This is a genomic window from Acinetobacter sp. V89_4 (assembly GCF_029967875.1).
GTDB classification, from domain to species: domain Bacteria; phylum Pseudomonadota; class Gammaproteobacteria; order Pseudomonadales; family Moraxellaceae; genus Acinetobacter; species Acinetobacter oleivorans.
Genome location: NZ_JASCAI010000028.1, coordinates 525,466 through 546,274 on the forward strand (window position 1 = coordinate 525,466; position 20,809 = coordinate 546,274).

Annotated in this window: 20 protein-coding genes and 1 pseudogene; 7 read left to right on the forward strand and 14 right to left on the reverse strand. The window is 37.3% G+C overall.

The features are described 5' to 3' along the window. Window positions 1-173: 173 nt before the first annotated feature. On the reverse strand, window positions 174-524 hold the full coding sequence (locus QLG01_RS14065; protein ID WP_282496760.1) for a LysR family transcriptional regulator: 351 nt from the start codon (window positions 522-524) through the stop codon (window positions 174-176). A 218-nt stretch (window positions 525-742) separates the two neighbouring features. Here QLG01_RS14065 and antA point away from each other — a divergent pair, with 218 nt between their 5' ends. The 4 genes from antA (at window position 743) to QLG01_RS14085 (ending at window position 5,200) form a co-directional block, all read left to right on the forward strand. Continuing rightward, complete coding sequence (gene antA / locus QLG01_RS14070; RefSeq protein ID WP_019459119.1) at window positions 743-2,158, forward strand: anthranilate 1,2-dioxygenase large subunit; 1,416 nt, start codon at window positions 743-745, stop codon at window positions 2,156-2,158. Window positions 2,159-2,160: 2 nt separating this feature from the next. Beyond that, the gene (gene antB / locus QLG01_RS14075) at window positions 2,161-2,652 is read left to right on the forward strand and encodes an anthranilate 1,2-dioxygenase small subunit (protein ID WP_282496761.1); all 492 of its coding nucleotides are present in this window, start codon (window positions 2,161-2,163) and stop codon (window positions 2,650-2,652) included. Window positions 2,653-2,657: 5 nt separating this feature from the next. After that, window positions 2,658-3,692, forward strand: coding sequence for an anthranilate 1,2-dioxygenase electron transfer component AntC (gene antC / locus QLG01_RS14080; RefSeq protein ID WP_282496762.1), 1,035 nt, complete (start codon window positions 2,658-2,660; stop codon window positions 3,690-3,692). A 449-nt stretch (window positions 3,693-4,141) separates the two neighbouring features. Further along, window positions 4,142-5,200: an AraC family transcriptional regulator gene (locus QLG01_RS14085; protein WP_282496763.1), complete on the forward strand. Its 1,059-nt coding sequence runs from the start codon at window positions 4,142-4,144 to the stop codon at window positions 5,198-5,200. A 54-nt stretch (window positions 5,201-5,254) separates the two neighbouring features. On the opposite strand, the gene QLG01_RS14090 is transcribed toward QLG01_RS14085, so the two are convergent. From QLG01_RS14090 to QLG01_RS14110, 5 genes are read right to left on the reverse strand one after another with little or no spacing between them, the layout of a single operon-like run. Then, window positions 5,255-6,202: a transporter gene (locus tag QLG01_RS14090; RefSeq protein WP_282496764.1), complete on the reverse strand. Its 948-nt coding sequence runs from the start codon at window positions 6,200-6,202 to the stop codon at window positions 5,255-5,257. Between the two features lie 53 nt (window positions 6,203-6,255). Continuing rightward, on the reverse strand, window positions 6,256-6,786 hold the full coding sequence (locus QLG01_RS14095) for a flavin reductase family protein (protein ID WP_282496765.1): 531 nt from the start codon (window positions 6,784-6,786) through the stop codon (window positions 6,256-6,258). Window positions 6,787-6,814: 28 nt separating this feature from the next. After that, window positions 6,815-8,053: a styrene monooxygenase/indole monooxygenase family protein gene (locus QLG01_RS14100; RefSeq protein ID WP_282496766.1), complete on the reverse strand. Its 1,239-nt coding sequence runs from the start codon at window positions 8,051-8,053 to the stop codon at window positions 6,815-6,817. A gap of 43 nt (window positions 8,054-8,096) precedes the next feature. After that, entirely contained in the window at window positions 8,097-8,882 is a 786-nt protein-coding gene (locus QLG01_RS14105) for an SDR family oxidoreductase (RefSeq protein ID WP_282496767.1), read from the reverse strand. A gap of 12 nt (window positions 8,883-8,894) precedes the next feature. Next, window positions 8,895-10,145, reverse strand: coding sequence for a dienelactone hydrolase family protein (locus QLG01_RS14110; protein ID WP_282496768.1), 1,251 nt, complete (start codon window positions 10,143-10,145; stop codon window positions 8,895-8,897). A gap of 325 nt (window positions 10,146-10,470) precedes the next feature. Here QLG01_RS14110 and QLG01_RS14115 point away from each other — a divergent pair, with 325 nt between their 5' ends. Both QLG01_RS14115 and QLG01_RS14120 read left to right on the forward strand, forming a co-directional pair. Then, on the forward strand, window positions 10,471-11,724 hold the full coding sequence (locus QLG01_RS14115) for an OprD family outer membrane porin (RefSeq protein ID WP_282496769.1): 1,254 nt from the start codon (window positions 10,471-10,473) through the stop codon (window positions 11,722-11,724). Window positions 11,725-11,740: 16 nt separating this feature from the next. Continuing rightward, window positions 11,741-13,084 (forward strand): aromatic acid/H+ symport family MFS transporter, encoded by a 1,344-nt coding sequence (locus tag QLG01_RS14120; RefSeq protein ID WP_282496770.1) that lies wholly within the window; start codon window positions 11,741-11,743, stop codon window positions 13,082-13,084. Between the two features lie 66 nt (window positions 13,085-13,150). Here QLG01_RS14120 and QLG01_RS14125 read toward each other — a convergent pair whose 3' ends face one another. From QLG01_RS14125 to QLG01_RS14160, 8 genes and pseudogenes are all read right to left on the reverse strand, one after another. Beyond that, on the reverse strand, window positions 13,151-14,137 hold the full coding sequence (locus tag QLG01_RS14125) for an AraC family transcriptional regulator (RefSeq protein WP_282496771.1): 987 nt from the start codon (window positions 14,135-14,137) through the stop codon (window positions 13,151-13,153). A 326-nt stretch (window positions 14,138-14,463) separates the two neighbouring features. Continuing rightward, a complete protein-coding gene (locus QLG01_RS14130) occupies window positions 14,464-15,249 on the reverse strand; it encodes a 3-hydroxybutyrate dehydrogenase (protein WP_282496772.1) in 786 nt (261 codons plus the stop codon). Window positions 15,250-15,282: 33 nt separating this feature from the next. After that, window positions 15,283-16,704 (reverse strand): GntP family permease, encoded by a 1,422-nt coding sequence (locus QLG01_RS14135; protein WP_216070188.1) that lies wholly within the window; start codon window positions 16,702-16,704, stop codon window positions 15,283-15,285. Window positions 16,705-17,259: 555 nt separating this feature from the next. Next, window positions 17,260-17,682 carry a hypothetical protein gene (locus tag QLG01_RS14140; protein ID WP_033852369.1) on the reverse strand — a complete coding sequence of 141 codons (423 nt, stop codon included), beginning with the start codon at window positions 17,680-17,682 and terminating at the stop codon, window positions 17,260-17,262. Between the two features lie 359 nt (window positions 17,683-18,041). After that, window positions 18,042-18,878, reverse strand: a complete 837-nt coding sequence (locus tag QLG01_RS14145) for a DUF4882 family protein (protein ID WP_282496773.1) — start codon at window positions 18,876-18,878, stop codon at window positions 18,042-18,044. A gap of 111 nt (window positions 18,879-18,989) precedes the next feature. Continuing rightward, window positions 18,990-19,502, reverse strand: coding sequence for a hypothetical protein (locus QLG01_RS14150; protein ID WP_282496774.1), 513 nt, complete (start codon window positions 19,500-19,502; stop codon window positions 18,990-18,992). Between the two features lies 1 nt (window position 19,503). Then, window positions 19,504-19,781: pseudogene (locus QLG01_RS14155) on the reverse strand (glutamate 5-kinase); the annotation flags it as partial. A gap of 77 nt (window positions 19,782-19,858) precedes the next feature. Next, window positions 19,859-20,302 (reverse strand): BLUF domain-containing protein, encoded by a 444-nt coding sequence (locus tag QLG01_RS14160; protein ID WP_198496392.1) that lies wholly within the window; start codon window positions 20,300-20,302, stop codon window positions 19,859-19,861. A 230-nt stretch (window positions 20,303-20,532) separates the two neighbouring features. On the opposite strand from QLG01_RS14160, the gene QLG01_RS14165 reads away from it, so the two are divergent. Continuing rightward, window positions 20,533-20,796, forward strand: coding sequence for a hypothetical protein (locus QLG01_RS14165; RefSeq protein WP_282496775.1), 264 nt, complete (start codon window positions 20,533-20,535; stop codon window positions 20,794-20,796). Window positions 20,797-20,809 lie beyond the last annotated feature (13 nt).

A 20,809-nucleotide genomic window follows, 5' to 3' on the forward strand; every position in this document is an offset into this window, starting at 1 on the left:
CCTTTTTGTCGTTTTTTGCAGCGATATATACCCAAGAATATAGCGATAACCATAGACGATGAAAAGTAGAAATTATTTATAAAGATGGATATTTTTTCTGAGCAACTAAAAACCTATAGTTAAGCAAAACTGATTCTCGCTTAAATTCTTTGATTTATAAAATAATTCTCATCTTATTTCTTTAAATAGCTACTCATAATTTGATAATCATGTTCTAAGGCTTGTCGAGCATTGATTTCCATTTGGCGATAATGCTGTAAGACTTTCTCGCCTAAAGCTGTAACAGCTGCCCCACCACCATGTGTTCCGCCTGTTTGAGTTTCAACTAAAGCTGTTTCAAAGCACTGGTTCATAGTGTCTACCAGCTGCCATGCACGGCGGTAACTCATATTCATAGATTTTGCAGCTTGTGAGATCGAACCAGTTTTCTCAATTGCTTCAAGTAAGTCTGCCTTACCCGGACCAAACGCAATGTTCTGCTCTAAAAGAATTCTAATCTGTAATTTTAAGTTTTGTTCTTTCATAGACTTAGTTCACAAAAGTTTATTTTATGCTCGCTAACATTATAGGGAAGTTTAACAAGCTAAGACATATACAAATTTAAATCTCGATTAACTCTTAAAAATAGTCTTATTAAAAATCAAAACTGCACAAAGTGGATAAAGATCTGGAAAAAACGGATAGAGGCCAAAGCCTAATCGCGGTTCAATCAGGTAAAAGCTGAATGAATAGGATTGAGCAAATGACCTCATCTAATTTAAAACAATGGAATGATTTTGTAGATGGATGTATCGACTTCCGTCCTAACGATGGCGTGTTTCGTATTGCACGTAATATGTTTACTGAGCCTGAACTATTTGACTTGGAAATGGAACTTATTTTTGAAAAGGTTTGGATTTATGCATGTCACGAAAGTGAGATTCCAAACAATCATGATTTCCTAACAGTTCAAATTGGTCGTCAACCGATTATTGTGAGCCGTGATGGTAAAGGCGAACTACATGCCATGGTCAATGCTTGCGAGCATCGTGGAGCGACCTTAACACGGGTTGCTAAAGGCAACCAATCTACATTTACTTGTCCATTCCACGCATGGTGCTATAAGTCAGATGGCCGTTTGGTGAAAGTCAAAGCACCTGGTGAATATTGTGAAGATTTTGATAAATCAAGCCGTGGCTTAAAACAAGGCCGTATTGCCAGCTACCGTGGATTTGTATTTGTAAGCCTTGATACTCAAGCAACAGATTCTCTAGAAGACTTTTTAGGTGATGCAAAACTGTTCCTTGATTTAATGGTTAATCAGTCGCCAACAGGTGAACTGGAAGTACTTCAAGGCAAGTCGTCTTATACCTTTGCAGGTAACTGGAAGCTACAAAATGAAAATGGCCTAGATGGTTACCATGTAAGTACTGTTCACTATAACTATGTTTCTACAGTCCAACACCGCCAACAAGTCAATGCATCAAAAGGTGAAGAACTCGATACGCTTGACTATAGCAAGTTAGGTGCTGGTGATTCAGAAACTGACGATGGCTGGTTTAGTTTCAAAAATGGTCATAGCGTGCTGTTTAGTGACATGCCGAACCCAACTGTTCGTCCGGGCTACAGCACAGTTATGCCGTATATGGTCGAAAAATATGGCGACAAATATGCTGAGTGGGCAATGCACCGTTTAAGAAACTTGAACTTGTACCCTAGCCTATTTTTTATGGACCAAATTAGTTCTCAGCTTCGTATTGTTCGCCCTGTGGCATGGAATAAAACCGAAGTCATTAGTCAGTGTATTGGCGTTAAAGGTGAATCTGCAGAAGCACGCCGTAACCGTATTCGCCAGTTTGAAGATTTCTTTAATGTGTCGGGCCTTGGTACACCAGATGATTTAGTTGAATTCCGTGAGCAGCAAAAAGGTTTTCAGGCACGTCTTGAACGTTGGAGCGATATTTCTCGTGGTTGTCAGTCTTGGGAATACGGCGCAACTAAAAACTCACAAGATTTAGGTATTCAACCCGTTATTACTGGCCGAGAGTTTACCCATGAAGGACTCTATGTAAACCAACATGGACACTGGCAACGTCTAATGCTCGATGGCTTAAATAAGAAAGCCTTGAAAATGCAGGATATTACTTTTGAAAACAATGCCGTAATGGATGAGGTGTAACCATGTCACAAGAACTATATTTTGCTGTATCTCAGTTTTTGTACAAAAAAGCAGAACTTTGTGACGCTTATGACTGGGATGCCTACCTAGAGCTTTACGATGAAGATAGTGAATATCATATTCCACAGTGGATTGATGACCATAACTATGTTCAAGATCCAAATCAGGGCTTGTCTTATATTTATTATGCGGACCGTACGGGACTTGAAGATCGTGTATTCCGTATTCGTACCGGAAAAGCGGCGTCTGCAACACCGTTACCACGTACTTTGCACAGCATAAACAACATTCGAGTTAAAACACTGGATGATGGATTAATTGAAGCAAAAGTTGCATGGCAAACGCTTTATAACCGTCAAGGTTTAGAAGGATGTTTTTACGGACATGCCACTTATCTTTTACGCCAAACTGCAGATGGTTTCCGTATTCGTCTTCAGCACAGCATTTTGCTTAATGACAAAATTGATTCCGTTTTAGACTTCTATCACGTTTAAGGGGAATGAAAATGGGACATTCAGTTGCACTTAACTTTGCCGATGGCAAAACCTTTTTCATTTCAGTAAATAACGACGAATTGTTGCTTGATGCAGCAGTTCGCCAAGGAATTAACCTACCGCTAGACTGCCGTGAAGGTGTTTGTGGTACCTGTCAGGGTCAGTGTGAAACTGGTATTTATGAACAAGAATATGTTGATGAAGATGCATTAAGTGAGCGTGATTTGGCTGAGCGTAAAATGTTAGCTTGCCAGACACGTGTGAAATCCGATGCAGCTTTTTATTTCGATCATGATTCTGCTATCTGTAATGCTGGTGATACCTTAAAAATTGAAACCAAAGTGACTGCGGTTGAGCTGGTTTCTGAAACAACAGCAATTTTACATCTTGATGCGAGCAGTCATACCGCACAACTTCAGTTTTTGCCGGGTCAATATGCTCGTTTGCAAATTCCAGATACTGAAGACTGGCGCTCTTATTCTTTTGCAAATAGACCAAACGCAACCAATCAATTACAGTTTTTAATTCGTCTCTTGCCTGATGGTGTGATGAGTAATTATTTGCGTGATCGTTGTCAGGTTGGACAGCCCCTATTCATCGAAGCGCCGCTTGGTAGTTTCTACTTACGTGAAGTAGAACGACCACTAGTTTTTGTGGCGGGTGGAACAGGTTTATCCGCATTTTTAGGAATGCTTGATAACTTGGTCGAGCAGCCTAACTCACCTGCCGTTCAGTTGTATTACGGCGTAAATAATGAAACTGACTTGTGTGAACAACAACGTTTACATGCCTACGCGGAGCAGCTACCAAACTTTAGTTATCACCCGATTGTGACTAAAGCAACTGAAACATGGCAAGGCAAAGCAGGCTATATTCATGAGCACTTAAATAAAGATCAATTGGCCGAGCAGGCTTTTGATATGTATTTATGTGGTCCACCACCAATGATTGAAGCTGTTAAAAATTGGTTAGATGAACAATCTTTGCAAAACTACCGTATTTACAGCGAGAAGTTTTTACAGAGTAATACCTCACGTTGAAGTATAAATAATTTAAAAACCACTAAAACCTGAAATGATTCAATATACTCTGTAGGGGGTATATTGAATTTTTGCATTTAAATTAAAAGTTTTTATATATCAACAACATAAAATAACAAATTCCGACAAAATAAATTGACCAGCTCACTCGGATTTGCTATAAATTTTGATAGATCTTAAGGAATAAGATCATGATGAGATTAACTTATAGCACCTTTTGTATCCCTCTATTCTATTTCTCAAATGTATTAAATTGATGGACAAAATCCGATGTAAAAATTTGAGAAAATCACATTAACTAGCGGTTAAATTGGTCTGTATTTTGCTTATATCTCATTGTAATTTGCGAGTAACTTAATTTTTTAAGTGCCGTATTTACTTGCTGTGCAGCGAAGTTTTAAAGCTCTTGCAATACAAGTAAATACAGGAGTGAGCCAAAAGGGATAAATATGAACCAAGCCAACTCCCCAGAACTCAGTGGGCGTCATTTTCAAAATGAGTCTATCTTTACCAATCATAATCTGGTGTTCGATCACCACGATTTAAGCGAAACTTGCCGAAATGTAGGCCAAATTTTTAAACCGCATGATCTTAAAATCTCTCAGCAGAAGCGAGATTTCAGTGCAACCATGCACCATGTTAAAACAGGCGCACTATCTATTAGTCGCTTGGAATATGGTGCGGATGTCATTATTGAACCAGATCACCTTGATAGCTTTTACTTAATTCAAATTCCAACTCAAGGCTACGCAGAAATCGAATTCGGTTCACAAAAGTTTATTTCTTATTCTCAAGTTGCTTCTCTTATTTCTCCTCAGCAATCTTTACGTATGTGCTGGCATGCGAACTCACCACAGCTTATTCTAAAAGTTTCAAAGGATGATTTTACCTACCATTGCCGTCAACACATTGCTGATTCAGAAAATAACTTACTTGTTTTCGACCCAAAATTAGACTTTGCTACACAAAGTGGAAGCTACTTTTTACAGCTCGTTAGAACACTGATGGATGCTTTAGCATGTGATCAACATCCACTCCATCATCCTTTAGCCTTTAAACAATTTGAGTCAAATTTGTTTAATGCTCTCATTTATGGTCAACCCAATAATGCATTACATAAAATAGATCAGCATAAAGAAAAAACAGTCTCTCCTTATTTCGTGAAGCGCACAGAAGCCTATATTAAAGAACATTTACATGAGCCACTTAATGTCGAAATTTTAGCTGAACATGCGGGCGTGAGTGTGAGAACACTATTTACTGGCTTTAAAAATTATTTGGGGACTACCCCAATGTCTTATCTTAAAGAATTACGTTTTGAACAAGCTCATTTAGAGCTCATGCACAATGAAAATCTATCAGTCACAGACGTTGCATTTAAGTGGGGATTTACCCATTTAGGCCGTTTTTCTCAAGAGTACAAACGCCGTTATGGTGAGTTACCCTCTTCTACACGCCGTTCAGGGCAAGTCGACGGCTCGGGTTTAATTACTTCAATTTTTTCTTAAAACAAATAGATAAAAGCCTTTTATATTTTAGATATAAAAGGCTTTTTTTATGACTTAAAAATGATGAACATAACGAACTTGTAGTCGCGTACCTTCTGGGCGGTTTTCAGCATCTTGCTCAAAATAAGCATTTGCAACCAAGTGATCATTTTTAGAAAAACTATACATTGCGCCTGGGCCAATAGCCCAAACTTGTTCACGTCGGCCTTTAACTTTTTCACCATCGACTTCGGTATCAGTGACTTGTTTTAGCCAATAGCCATTTAGTCCTAAACGGAACTGTTCAGTAATGGCATAGTCTGTTGCAAAGTTTGCATGAATTGCTTGCCCAGCTTGCATATCATTTGCTCCAGCAAAAGCATAGCTTGGGTCATTATTCTTAAAGTTATAGAGATAATGAATACGTGTGGATGCAGTCCATTTAGGATTAAACCAATACGTTGCAGCCCAATAAGGGTCAAATGAAACAGCATTATTACTGGGGTTAATATCTTTTTGTTGATCGTATTCGCCAGTAGGTAAATTCACCTGAAACTCAAAACGATGTACAAACTTCGGTCCTTGCGCGCCCATGACTGGATCGAACTGAATAAAAGGTCCAATCATAATGTCCCCAAAGCCACTTTGGGCCTTAATTGCAGCATTATTCAAGCCATCATCCACATCCATTTTGCTGACAAAAGGAATTAAAAAATTCATGCCTAGGCTAGCTTTATCTTTTACTCGGACATTCGATAAATAACTAATCTGTTCAACCAGTACTTGATAATTTAAATCTGTTTTAGGTAAACCTAATTTTTGTCCATTGGCATCGACCAGTTTATTACTATCGTAATTTTGAAAGTAAGTTTGAGCATACCAGCCAGGCCCTGCGGGTAAACCTCCATCGAGAAAGCTGGTCATACCTAAGTTTACGGTCGGTAAATCGTAGGCATGAGAAACTAATGGCAAACCCAACAATGTCCCTGCTAAAAAGCCATGTTTAATTAAAGTGCTTTTCATCTTCTTATTTCCTATAAAAAAATCACGACCGGATTGATCGTGATTGTGGTGAATTAATGTGCTAATTCTGGATGCTCTGCGGCAATCCGATACTTTCCTGCATGGAATACCAAAGGTTCACCTTGGCGTTGTTGGTATTGTTCAATCTGACCAATGAAAATCAGGTGATCGCCGCCTTCATACTGATTTACATTGCGGCAAACCAAGGTTGCGAGTGCATCGGATAAAATTGGAATGCCTGCATTGCATTGCTGATGGGCAATGCCTGCAAATTTATCTTCAGCACCTCGAGCAAAATGTCCTGAAAGCTGATGATGCTCTTGTGCCAACATGTGAATGGCAAAATATTCAGCTTCAACAAAATCAGACAAACTTGGCGCTGTTTTTGAAAGACTCCACAAAATTAATGGCGGATCTAAAGACAGTGATGAAAAGGAATTGGCTGTCATTCCTATTTTTCGACCATTTTTACCACGAGTTGTAATCACGGTAACGCCAGTTGCAAACTGTCCAAGCAAATTACGGATTTCTCTTGTGTTTTCTGCATTAATTGCTTGTAAAGCTAAAGTTTCAATTGTGTCCATTTTCATATCTCCCTTTGCTGTTTTGCTATTAAGCCACTTTTGCTGCGGTTTTTGAGGCCATGAATGCTTGAGCCTGATTTGCATCAAACCACCAAGGAGCAAAGGCACGAGGGTCATCAAAGTTATTGGCCATAATGGAAGCAATGCTCTGGTTTTGGCTTGCGGCTGCTAATAGCTCAACAACATGGGGTTGCGGCGGTACTAACAGGCTATTGGTCCAAGCCACCACTTTTTCTGCATAAGCCCAATAACGTTCAAAAGTTTGAACCATCCATTGTTCGCTAAAGTTTTGATTATCATTGGCTAAAATGGCATCGAAATAGATTTTGCTACACTTAGCAGCGTTGTTTGAGCCTTGACCAGTAATCGGGTCATTCACCACCAAGGCATCTGCCATACCAAAAATTTTCTTGCCAGACGGTAAGGTTAAAACGGGTTTGCGTACTGTCGGTGGGAAACGCCCTGCTAAATATCCACCAGCATCGGTTAACTCAACATTTGCGCAGCGTTCATATTCCCAAGGTACAAATTTCTTGAGTAAGTCCAAACTACATTGCAGATGCTGTTCAGGTGTTTTCACATCTTGCCAGCAATCCATTGGTCCATTTGGAATTCCTTCAAACACCATAATGTCGCAAGGACCATTCACGGTAAGTGCTGGAAATGAAAAGTACTCACCGACTTCAGGAATAATGTTAAAAGTCACACGAGAGTATGGGGAAATTGGCTTCATGTTTTTGACATAGGTCAAAGCCAAAGCGCGCTGAGGTTTATCAAAGACACTGCGTGCATCATCACGCTCAAACTGTTTAACGACTTCACCTTTACCAGCCGCGAGTAATACAAGCTCGTAGTCATTTGCGAGTTGTTCTAACTCTTCTATACCCACATCCTGAATTACTAATCGACCGCCACGGCGTTCAAATTCTTCCATCCAATATGGCATTTTGACACGTTGATCGACCGATTGAGCGTAGCGCTCAAGACGAGCACTCCATTCAAATGCTTTACCACCATTTTCAGGAGTAACTAAAGCCAGCCCAATACCTTCTACCGCTGGACATTGCTCTTCCCAAAAATTCAGTCCCAAGTCACGTTCAGTTTGTAAAGCGGTATGAAACATACACTGGCTTGACATGACTTTGCCTTGGCGGATTTCATCGGCAGTTCGGTTGGTGATCATTGTCACGTCATAGCCTATATCTAATAAGCCTAAACCAAGCTGTAAACCAGACTGTCCTGCTCCAACAATTGCAATACGGCGCATAATATTCTCCATAATTTTCTAAATGTGCTTTTAAAACGCTGTGCTATTCGGCTAAACGTGGAATAGCGGGCTGTGATCCTTCAGGGCCCATTACTGAATAGCCACCGTCGACTGCGTAATCTGCTCCGGTCACAAAGCTCGCAGCGGGTGACAATAAAAACAAAACAACATTGGCAACTTCTTCGGGATGACCCAATCGACCTAACAAGTGATAATCGGCTGCCACGCTATCGGCCTTTTCGCGGTTATTACCGCTGACTTCTGCAATAACACGAGACCATGTCCAACCCGGTGAAACTGAGTTGACGCGAATACCATCGGCAGCAAAATCCATTGCCATGCTTTGTGTGAGTTGACATATCGCGGCTTTAGACACTGGATATAACCAGCGCCCTGTTTGTGCCACTTTGGCCGAGATTGAAGTAAAATTAACGATTGAACCTTGCTGCTTTTTTAGGTCATTGTAAAAAGCACGGCTCAGCTCAACGGTAGAGACCAAATTAATATCGAGTGCTTGTAACCAATCCTGACGTGAGGATTTAAAACCGTCATCTAAATATGTACATGCCAGATTGACTAAGTAACTCACTTCACCTAAATGTTGGTGAATATCTGCCACAGCTTGTTGAATAGCTGCATCACTGGTTAAATCGGTTTGGATAAACATCACGTCATGGTTAAAGCTTTCTGCAATCACTTTGCCTTTGGCATCAATATCTAAAATAGCGACATGAGCACCTGCACTTACCAAAGCTTGTACAACAGCTTTACCAATCAGTGTTGCACCGCCACTTACCACAGCGACTTTTCCTTTTAAATCTATATTCATTGTAGATACTCCTTAATTGACTGGTTTGCCTTCACTACTTGACCAAGATGGCATCAACGTATTTGAAGGAAGATCTTCATCAAGAAGTTTTCGCGCGGTCTCTACACCTGCAACGGGTAAACCTGCCGGGTCTAATAAACCAATTTGAACAAGCACCGATGCTTGATCCCAGTAAATATGCTCATGACACAGCTTTGAACCTCTGAACTGAATTACACCCAACATTGGAATCTCGACATATTTACCAGTCGGTTTTACACCCGGTAATAACCAGTCAATTTCAGCGTCGTGGGTAAAGCTCATAATGAACTCATCGACCACTTGTGTTGAGCCAACCGTACGAGAGATCGAAGTAATCTTCATATCTTTCGGGTTTTGGTGAACAAAATGATATTGATAAAAACGAGCAAGCTGGCTTTGGCCTACACCACCAGTTAAAGTTGGAATATGGTTGACATAAGGTTCTGCGACCATCGTTGCCATGGTTGCTGGCACATCACGCGTATCAAACTCATGACGAATATGCTCTTCCCATAGCGCAACTAAGTCATATTTTGGTCCAATCGTGTCATGTAGAGCGGTTACTGTACGCTCGTGGGCAAAACGTGCTGACGGTTTGTGATAATGATTGCTTTTAGGGCGTGCAAAAGCATGATCAACACCTTCATAAACATAAGTTTGTACATTTGAATATTGGTTGACCGCATCAACAATCGCTTGTCTCGCATCTGGCGGTGTAAATTGGTCCAGTTCTGCAATATGTAAAACCAAACGACCCTTTACGTTAGCTAACTCATCTAACTCTTTTTCAATGCCTACACCGTAATAACCTACAGCACATGCCACTTCCGAAAGTCGACAACCTGCCAAGTAAGCTAGCTTTCCACCCAAACAGTACCCCACCACACCGAGGCCTGTAGAGGAGTCACATTCTGGTCGAGTCTTTAAAAAAGCTAAGCTATCCTGAATATCTTCAACCCCAAGATTTTCATCATATTGCTGATAAAGCTCGAAAGCTTTTTGAAAATCTTCTGGTGTGTAACCCAGTTCTATATTAGGTGCTACACGCCAAAATAAATCAGGAACTAAAACGGTATAGCCTTCTTCTGCAAGAAATTCTGCTTTTTCTCGCATGGCTGCATTCACCCCAAAGATTTCCTGACAAAGCACAACTCCAGGTCCTTTTCCTGTTTCTGGTGTTGCTAGATATGCACTGAACTGCTTTCCAGATGCTGTTTTAATTTGAACGATTTGACCAGCCATAGTGTCAACTCCTGACATTGTTATGGCTTTATCTTCTATCCGAATATTTTTTTAGGCTGTCCAAAAGCTGCAAGCACTATCCAATCTCTGCGCAATTATCAAAATCAATAAAAATGGATAAAACACTAAAAATAAGAAAACTAATAAATTTCATAACTTTAAATTAAAAAATTAAATTAATACTTTTTATCTAATTTGGAAAAAATGGATGAAGATTAGGACTTATTGGATAGTGACGATTGGCTAAAAATAGTTCAATCAAGTCATGTAATTAATTTGATTACATAAAAAAGCCCAGTCATTTTCTAAATTAAGGCGTTTATTTATGCATCGACCATGGCCAATTTATGGACAACAAAAAACGTTAATGCTCATCAATATTTTATGTTGTAGTGCATTTTCTACTCAGGCTTATTCAGCGGATGAAGAATGGAAATTTACATCAAAAAATGCATATATAGACAGAAACTATGACAATCCAGATGTAAAAGATACAGGTAGCTGGTCACAATCAGTTTCTCTATTTTTCAACTCAAATATGCATGATACGCCGTTAGAAATTGGAGGAACCCCGATTCAAATTGGCGCAAATGCTTCAGCACAATATGCGGTTCGTTTAAGCCAAGATAAACATGTTGCAGATACGGTATTACCTTTTGATAAAGCCACGCAGTCCCAAGCACCTGATTATCTAAAATATGGCGCGACTTTAAAGTTAGGCTATAACAAGACACTACTAAGCATTGGTGAATTATGGCTGGATTTACCCGTAACAACTGTAGATGCAAGCCGACAACTTCTGACGTCTTATTTGGGAACTAATCTTAAGAGTCAGCTAAACGATAAGCTTTTTGCAGAAATTGGTCGTATTGAAAAAGTATCGCCGCGAAATGAAGAAGATTTTCATCGATTTTCTTTTACTTCAAAAGGTGTGACTGGCTACTCCGATGGACTTAACTACATAGATCTTCGCTATCAATTTACGCCTACGTTGAAGGGTGAATATTACTTTGGAAATATGGAGGATTTATATAACAAACATTATGTCGGCGTTGACCACCTATGGAAAAAATCTAATTTTTCAGTTAATTCAAAATTCAAATATTTCAATGCCAAAGATAATGGAAATCTTTTTGACATCGATGCACAAAATGTAGGGTTACTAGAAACGCTTAAAGTAAAAAATCATAGCTTTGGTTTGGGTTATCAGCAAATTATTGGTGAGTCTGCTTACCCGTTACCAGATGGTTTCTTGCCTGAAACTTATTTCATTAACTGGAACACCACTGGTTTCTTCAAACAAGATGAAAAGTCTTATCACTTCATCTATGGCTATGACTTTAAAGATTATGTGCCTGGTTTAAATACCACTTTCAAATATGTATATGGCGATCACTTCAAAACAGCAGATGGCTTAAAAAATAAAGAAAGTGAAGCAAACGTTATTGTGAATTATGCCCTTCAACAGCCATTCCTCAAAGGCTTAGCTCTTCAGTACATCTTCATCAATTACGACGTTAAGCATGGAAACGATTTCTCTGAAAACCGTTTCTTCGTCAATTACAGCAAAAAATTTTAATGAATAAGGAATACGTATGAAAACGATAGATGCAAACACGATTATCAACCGCGAAAAACTGTCTCCACTCCAGTGGATAGTTTTTATCCTAGGCTTTTTCGTCTTTTTCTGTGATGGTCTAGACACGGGAATTATTGGTTTTATTGCTCCAGCCTTACTGGATGATTGGGGTATTACCAAGCCTCAACTTGCTCCTGTTTTAAGTGCTGCGTTAGTCGGCATGTCGATCGGTGCAATCATTTCTGGGCCTTTGTCCGATAAGTTTGGACGTAAAGGTGTCATTGTTTTTACAAGCCTTTTATTTTCAATATTTACAATTTTGTGTGGCTTTGCCAATTCAACCCAAGACTTAATGATTTATCGCTTTATTACAGGTGTTGGTTTAGGCGCAGCCATGCCAAACATCAGTACCATTGTCTCTGAATATATGCCTGTAAAACGTAAAGCATTCCTAACTGGTCTTGCTGGCTGTGGTTTTATGTTGGGTATTTCTTGCGGCGGTGTGCTATCAGCTTATCTATTAGAAAGTTATGGCTGGGCGAAAGTGATTATTATTGGCGGAAGTATTCCCCTAATTTTAGTGGTTGTTTTATTACTTAAATTGCCTGAATCAACACAATACTTAATTACACGTCATCAACAAGATAAAGCTCAGCGTATTTTAGAAAACATTCAAGGCCATTCGTTCCAAGAACCGGTAAAACTTGTTTTAACTCAAGCAGAAAATGCCTCAGATGAAAATCCGGTTAAAGTGGTTTTAGGAAAATACCTTTGGGGTTCAAGCATGCTTTGGCTCTGCTGCTTTACCAGTCTATTGGTGTTTTATCTTTTAACAAGCTGGATGCCAACGATTTTAAAAACAGCAGGTTTTAGTACTCAACAGTTTAGTTTAATTGCAGCGATTTTCCCTTTTGGTGGTGTGATTGGTGCAACCATTATGGGATGGTACATGGATAAACTTAATCCAACTACAGTGATTAAATATTCATATCTCATCGCTTTCGGCCTATTCATTGTTGCTGGTCTGGTGAGCTCAAATATTTTCTTGTTAGGTCTTACTATTTTCTTAATTGGTGCATTACTCGCTGGCGCTCAGTCTTCATTACTACCACTTGCAGCTATGTTCTATCCAGCAGTGTGCCGCGCGGTTGGTGTTTCATGGATGCATGGTATTGGTCGTATCGGTGCAATTTTAGGTGCTTTCTTTGGCTCGCTTATTTTTACTTTCAACCTAAGCTTAAGCGGTATTTTCTTTATTCTCGCACTACCAACCTTCGTCTCATTTATTGCACTTAGCCTCAAAGTGATCTATGAAAAATCTAAAAGCAAACAAGTGTTAAAGCTAGAAGAAAGTCTATAAATATTAAGCGATAAATAAAAGCTGATTTAGTTGCCTAAATCAGTTTTTTATTGCGAAAGTTAAATATCAGAAAATTTTGCCTTTGGTCTCACTTGGATTTTCTCCAAACTCTTCACGATATTCTTGAGAAAAACGACTTAAATGGTTAAAGCCCCAGTCATAAGCAAGCTTTGAAATAGAAACTTTTCTATCTGCTCCTGTGGTGCTCAGGATTTTATAAATTTGTTGGAGACGATATTTCTTCAAGTACGACATTGGGCTGGTGCCGTAGTACTGTTGAAATTCATCATACAATTTTGATTTTGAAACCCCAGCCAGACGTTGTAGGTCTTCTGCACAGATTTCTTCGTGCGCATGTTCAATAATAAAATTACGAACCTTACGAATATACGCTGGCTCATCCTGATGTGAGAGTAACTTTAAGGCTTCAGAGTAGTTATTTTCTTGAGACAACAATAACGCTTTAATTACAAAATTTTCATAGTCTTCAGACAACATCTGCAAACCATAAAAATTGCTATATTGCGATTTTAACTGTACAAAATTTTGAATGTTCTTCCACCATGCACCAATAAGTTGCTCAGAGTCTAAATGCATTTCAGGATTAAAAATAATGGGAGCTTCTATAGGTTTATTCAGTAGATCCGCAAGGACAATCTGCATACTTCGTTCAGGAATAACCACCTGAAATTTTCTGCAATCTTTATCGATAATCAAATCTTGCTGATCGTTGTTTGAAACAATAAGGCCCCTGTTTTCATCAGATTGATAATGAGCACCACGAATGTTGAGGGCTTGTCGCCCTTGTATAGGTAAGCTAATGCTATACGCTTTTAAATTTGAGATGTTAATGGCAACGTTTGCACCATAACTGATTGTACCGATTGCCATTTTTTTATTAGGCAAACGCATTCCGTCATAGTGAAAATCGAGAGTATCTTTGTAAATGGTGTCTAGACGGTGTTCCCCACAAATTGTGGACATCAAATTCTGCGCAAATTCAGCTTTGCGTGAATAATGATTGAGTTCCGTCTGTTGGCTGAGTGATTTCATATCCTTTTCACCTAGCTAAATAACTTATTGCTTAAAAAGCAACTTGTATGCCAATTAATATCCTTTAATTGACGAGTTTTCCTGAAAAATATCGAATCAAGAAAGAGAGTAAAGATTACTTTCTCATACTCTATTAGATTTTAAAAATGGAAATAAGTTAAATACCTTTAAAGTATAATTTCATACTTTAACAAACTTATTTTATTAGATTTTTTATAAGCAACTAGAGTAGAGATAAATCATTATTTCGAATAGTAGACTATCGTAAATTTTAACGAATAAAAAACCGCCCATTTAAAATAAGCGGCTTTTATAAAATACTTAAATTATTGAGCGGTGTAACCACCATCCATCACGACAGCTTGGCCTGTTACCCCACCTGCTTTGCTACTCGCAAGGAAAATTGCATAGTCAGCAATTTCTTCAACAGAGAGCAACCGTTTTTGAGGAACCATTGCCAAAATTACATCTTCAAGCGCACTGTCTAAACTTACATTACGGGTTTTAGCCAAATCTGCAATTTGCCCACGAACCAATGGTGTATCTACATAACCCGGACATAGAGCATTTACCGTAATACCATCACGTGCACATTCTAATGCCGCAACTTTTGTTAGGCCAATCACGCCATGTTTAGCACTGTTATAACCTGCCTTTCCAGCGAAACCAATTAGGCCATTAATTGAAGCCATATTAATAATACGACCATATTTTTTAGCTTTCATAATTGGAAAAACATGCTTAATACCAATAAATGCCCCTGTTAACATAACCTGAACTAGCTTTTGAAAAACTGCCGTTGGAAACTCTTCAATAGGTGCAACATGTTGGAAACCAGCATTATTAATTAATATATCAACGGTTCCAAAGGTCTTTTGAGTCAGCTCAATGGCTTGTTTATAAGCATCTTCATCAGTTACATCACATGGTGCAGATAGCGCATCAAAACCTTGCTCTTTAAGTGAGTTCGCCGTTTCTTGGCACTTTTCAGCATTCATGTCAGAAATAACAACTTTGGCACCTTCTTGAGCAAATTTCTTAGCAATCTCTAGACCGATACCGCTTGCAGAACCTGTAATAAAAGCAACTTTACCGTCTAAAAGTTTAGTCATCTATTTACTCCTTAATACTTATAACGTGCTGATTTAAACAATACCCGTTACGGTAAAGACCGTAATCACCACAAATACCGCTAATGTTTTAATTACCGTAACTGCAAAAATATCTTTATACGATTGTTTATGGGTTAACCCTGTAACAGCGAGTAAAGTGATAACAGCACCATTATGCGGTAAGGTATCCATACCACCCGACGCCATCGCAACCACACGGTGCATGACTTCTGGTGGAATACCAGCAGCTAAAATCGCGGCATTATAGTGTTCAGCCATCGCACTTAAAGCGATACTCATACCACCAGAAGCCGAACCGGTAATACCTGCTAATACTGTTGTGGTCACAGCCCCATTCACTAAAGGGTTTGTAAAAGTACTGCTCATTGCATGACTAATCATGGCAAAGCCTGGTAATGACGCAATAATTGCACCAAAGCCATACTCAGAAGCCGTATTCATCACTGCTAAAAGTGAGCCACCAATACTGGCATTAATACCTTCTTTAAAATTCGTCACGACACGTTGATAATCAAATAAAATTGCAGAAATAATCCCGACAATGAGCGCAAGACCAACCGCCCAGATCGCACCAGTTTTTGCTACATCTACGGTGTAGTCAGCTAAACCAACAGTGGCAAAATCAAAGCCATTTGGGTACCACTCTTTGATTGCTTTAGACAAATATTTGTTCATTACTGCAACAAGAATAAGAGGTACAAACGCTAAAAACTGACGAGCCGTACTTCCATTGGTTTGCAAGTTCATATCGGCTTCAATTTCTTGAGATGGTGTATCGTTTACACCAAACCCAGAGAACCCTTCTCCAGCTTTTGCAGCAGCACGACGACGCCATTCTAAGTAGCTCAAACCCATGCATAGAACAAAAATAGCACCAATAATTCCTAGAAATGGTGCGGCATAAATATTGGTGCCAAAGAATGTAGTTGGAATTACGTTTTGAATTTGTGGCGTACCCGGCAATGCATCCATGGTAAATGTAAATGCGCCTAGCGCGATGGTTCCCGGAATTAAACGTTTTGGAATATTGGCTTGTCTAAATAGCTGGTTTGCAAAAGGATAAATTGCGAATACAGCAACAAATAAACTTACTCCACTGTAGGTCAAAATTGCACCTAAAAGTACAACGGTTAAAATTGCCTTTTTCGCCCCAATCCATCTCACAATGGTTCGAGCAATAGACTCAGCAATTCCTGACATTTCAACGACTTTACCGAAAATTGCGCCAAGCAAGAATACAAGAAAGTAATCTTTAATAAAGTTCACCATTTTCGGCATAAAGACACCCGAATAAAATGGTAAAACATTAGCTGGGTTAATAAGTAGAACAGCAAGTAAGGCACAAATTGGTGCCATAAGAATGACAGAAAAGCCCTTGTAAGCTGTATACATTAACAGCCCAAGTGAAAGTAGAATTACAAATAATTCCCACATATATTCCTTCTCCCTAAAGAATAAATATTAGGTTCAATAAAATTACCAAAAGATATTTAGGTTATCCCAAACCTAAAATGATAAAAATCACAGTATCTATGCGTGATAATAGGTAAATGAGCTTAAAAATAAAATATCACTAAAATATTTAAAAACAATGTAATTTATTTAAATTTTAAAATATCATTAAAATACAATTACTTATTTTATTTAGATGGTAAAACACTATCATTTAAAAGCTTTTATTTTTTAATAAAACTTATTAATTATTGAATAAATTAAATTAATATTTCTATATTATTTAATAAATACAATTAAATAATATATTTTTTAAAATATTCTTTATCAAATAAAAAACAAAAGCCCCCTAATAAGGGCTTTTATCAAAATATTAGTTTTATTAATTGTAAAGTATTTCACTTAAGAGCTTTACAGTAGCAAAGTCAGCTAGCATTGAACGTTCAGATTTACACTTATCAGTCTATATTATTAACAATTGGGTTATTTTGATTCTGCATAAATGTAATCCAATAAAATTCAATACTTATATCTGATTTATAATGGTAACAATCTAGGTCTACGATATGGACCAGAACTTATGCGAAAAATATTTTTAACATTTGGTTTGATATTTTGTTTCTCAAAGGCAGGGTTAAAGCTTGATCCAGCACACAGTCCTTTTCCTTCAGGATCAGGTGCCACTGCCATACTCCATTGCCCTACTGGTAAATAAAATGTTGCTTTCTCACCTGTATCAAAACGTCCAATAGTTTCATTACGAAAGAGAACACTTAAATAACAAGCGCTACCTAGAAAGCCAGTATCTCTAGTGATTTCAACTTCAGCATAACCATCTTTATTTTCTTGATAAGCTAATAAACGTTCTTTGGGTGATTGCTTTGCCATAGTTGTCGAAATAGGCGTTGTGGCACACCCAACCAAAGAAACGACAAAACCCAATAAAAGTATTTTTTTCATGATATTACCCACTTTAATAATGAGTTAAATTTAACAGTTCAGAAAACGGAAAACCACCCAAAGGTGGCTTAAATCTTAATGATATTTTAGTAGTGAGAGTAAAAACTTAGTTAGTGTTAAATTAAAGTTAAATACAGTACAGTAGATCCAACAGAAAAAATATGGGAAGCTCGTAAGTTCTTATATCAGTTAGCCTTGAATACATCAAAGACTGCTCGAACTTCATGGTAATTTTTTATCTTATCCCCTGTTGTTCTATCTGCATCAAAACTAAAATCAGTCAGTTTTTTTATTTCCATCTCATAGATTTCTCAAATTAAAAACCACTCAAATGAGTGGTTTTTAATCAAATAAAGTTCTTAAATAGTACTTCCACAAATATCAGTGGAACCAGTTGGATATGTGAACTGCATATTTGACTTATCAGTTACTAACTGAACTGAAACAGTTTTACCTAAAAATTTAGAATTAGGATTTGGTGATTGTATAGCCACACCATTAAAGCCAATATTTTTAAGGGCATTTTCAGCAACTAAATTAAGATATCCATAATTTGTGCCGTTGATGATATACCCGATTTGTTTACTGACCTGATTAAAGTAAAGCCCAACTCTAAATTTGCCATCTGTTGGCATAGAAACAGGGATTACTTTTCGATCAACTTCTTTGGCAACAACCACCCCTGAAGTATCTCTTTTTGTTGTAACTCCAGTTAGTGTCACATAGTTTCCATCAGCAAGACTAGTATCTTTATTTATTAATCCATAACCCAGATCTAAACTAATTTCATTTTTTAAATTAGAAGCTCCTAATATTTGAAAAGCCATTTGCTGAACTTCGTAACTGTTACCAAGTACAATATTTTTTAGATTTGAAGCATCAAAAATAAATTCTGCAGCAACTATGTTATTTCCTACAACCGATTTATCAATTAGAGGAGTTTGTATAGACGGTGAACTGATCATTTTGTTAGATGTTGCTACCTGATCTACAGGAATATTTCCAATATAAGTAACTGTTGCAGTTCCTTTTTGCTCAGCAATATTAATTGGAGACATTAATTTAATCTGTCTTCCAGCTGCAGCATTTTTTGCATCGACTTGAGCCTGAGTTACATCAAAATTATAAGTACAGGCAGCATAAGTATTTACTGAAATTCCACTACTAATTAATAAACCCAAAATAATTTTATTCATGTAATCTTCCTTTTTATTTGAGCAAACAGTATAGCTAAGCATATAAAAAAATTAATCAAAAACTGATAAGCGGTAACTTTTAATTCTTTAAAAAATTTCTCTTATGTAATGTCAATATTTAATTTCTACTACAATAATATGAACGATATAAATTAATATATAGATTAGCACTGCTAATACACCGCCGATTACTAGAGCTATCTCCATGGAATTAGAAGGATTGTTTTCTGGTTTTCTAGCAAAAATCGCAGGATATTTTGCATTCTTAATTTTCTCTTCAGCAATTCGATAATGCTTTTTACCCATTCTTATAAATATAAGAATACAAATAATAGGCAAAATAAATGATGAGTAATAAATCACTGAATCTACTGAAAATTTGTTATTGATCGCATCATCACATTTATAAAAATACGTCTGTTTTTCTTTACTTAATTTAGTAATTTTTTCAGAAGTAATTTGACTAAAATCAAAATCATTACGACAACCAGATATAAAGACATCTTTAGCATCTCTAGAACTACTGGACCCACTACTCGTATGCCGCATATGTACTGTTGTATAAGACATAATATTATTAGAAAATAAAAAACCAGATTTTATTAGATTAATAATAATTGGCAACCTAAACCTTCCTCAACTGACATTTCCAGATTGTACTTACTAGGTCGTGTTGAAGATGAATAATTCGAAATGAACCTGTAATAGTTACCCATTCATCATCAAGTTTTGGAATTATAGTCAATTCATTCTGCATCACAGTTGCTTTTTTATCTGTAGCCAAGTTCAAAAGGGTTTAGATTTTATATTGATTGTATGAGCAAAATAGAATTACACATTTGAGTAATTTTCGTTAACTTCATTTTTAGAGTCCCCATTTGTTGTTTTTTTAGCTATTTTTTTCATCCAGCGCTTTAAAAAGCCCTCTAAAGAGGGCTTTTTAAGTAGAAAAACTACTCTAATCCATATCCTATCGTTGATTAAATTTGATATTGATCAGCTTTAAGATTTGGTTGATCTACAAGCAATTCAATAAAAGAAGGAATTGATGTAGTGTTAAGCAAATACGGGTTAAATTCATCGACATGATGATGAAAAAAGAAATCTTTTATTTTCGTATTTATAGGAGCAAATTTCATACTCCAATGCTTAAATAACCGCTGTTCGGAAGGTTCTGAAAAGATTATTTCACAGTTCTGATGCCGCGAATCTTTCAAAATTGAATTATAAAACAGTGATTCAACCTGTTCTTTCTCACCCTCTAAATACTGTAAGAAATACCCATTACCATAGTAAAGTACTCCCGTAATATCATTATAAGAGTTGAATTTGACTGCTTCTGTGAGGATATCAATTAAATCTTGTTTTACTTGACTATGTTCACTATTGGTTTTACTTGCATACATAAAGCCTATTAAACTCATAGCGATAACTCGAAGATATATGTCAGTTGGGCATTCTGACAGCTACACACCACGCTTACAACCTGACCTATTTAAAACCTTGTATTTCAAGAGTAAAGATTATTATCGTTTTGAAAATGACAAACTTTAACAACCAGAAATCTTTTGTAAATGAATACCAACCTAATCAACTCATCAGAAACTTTTAATATTAGTAAAATCAAGAATTGTCTTTAATTTGTGGATGTCTAATGGAGAACCATGAAATTATTCTTCAAAACGAACATCATAAACAACTTAAGATTGTCAAAGTTCAGGATGTACGTTTTGATGTAAATACCCTTAACAATAGTTATCAATGGTTATGGGTATTTGATCATAGTTCAGAGTTTTTCCCATTTGAGTTGTGGGATCAGCTCGACAATGCAACTGTTCATCAAAAGATAAAGCTAGATAATCAAGTTTTTAAAATTATCAAGATTTTGACAAAGAAAACTAAAGTCAGGCCGTCATAACATATAGCTGTAC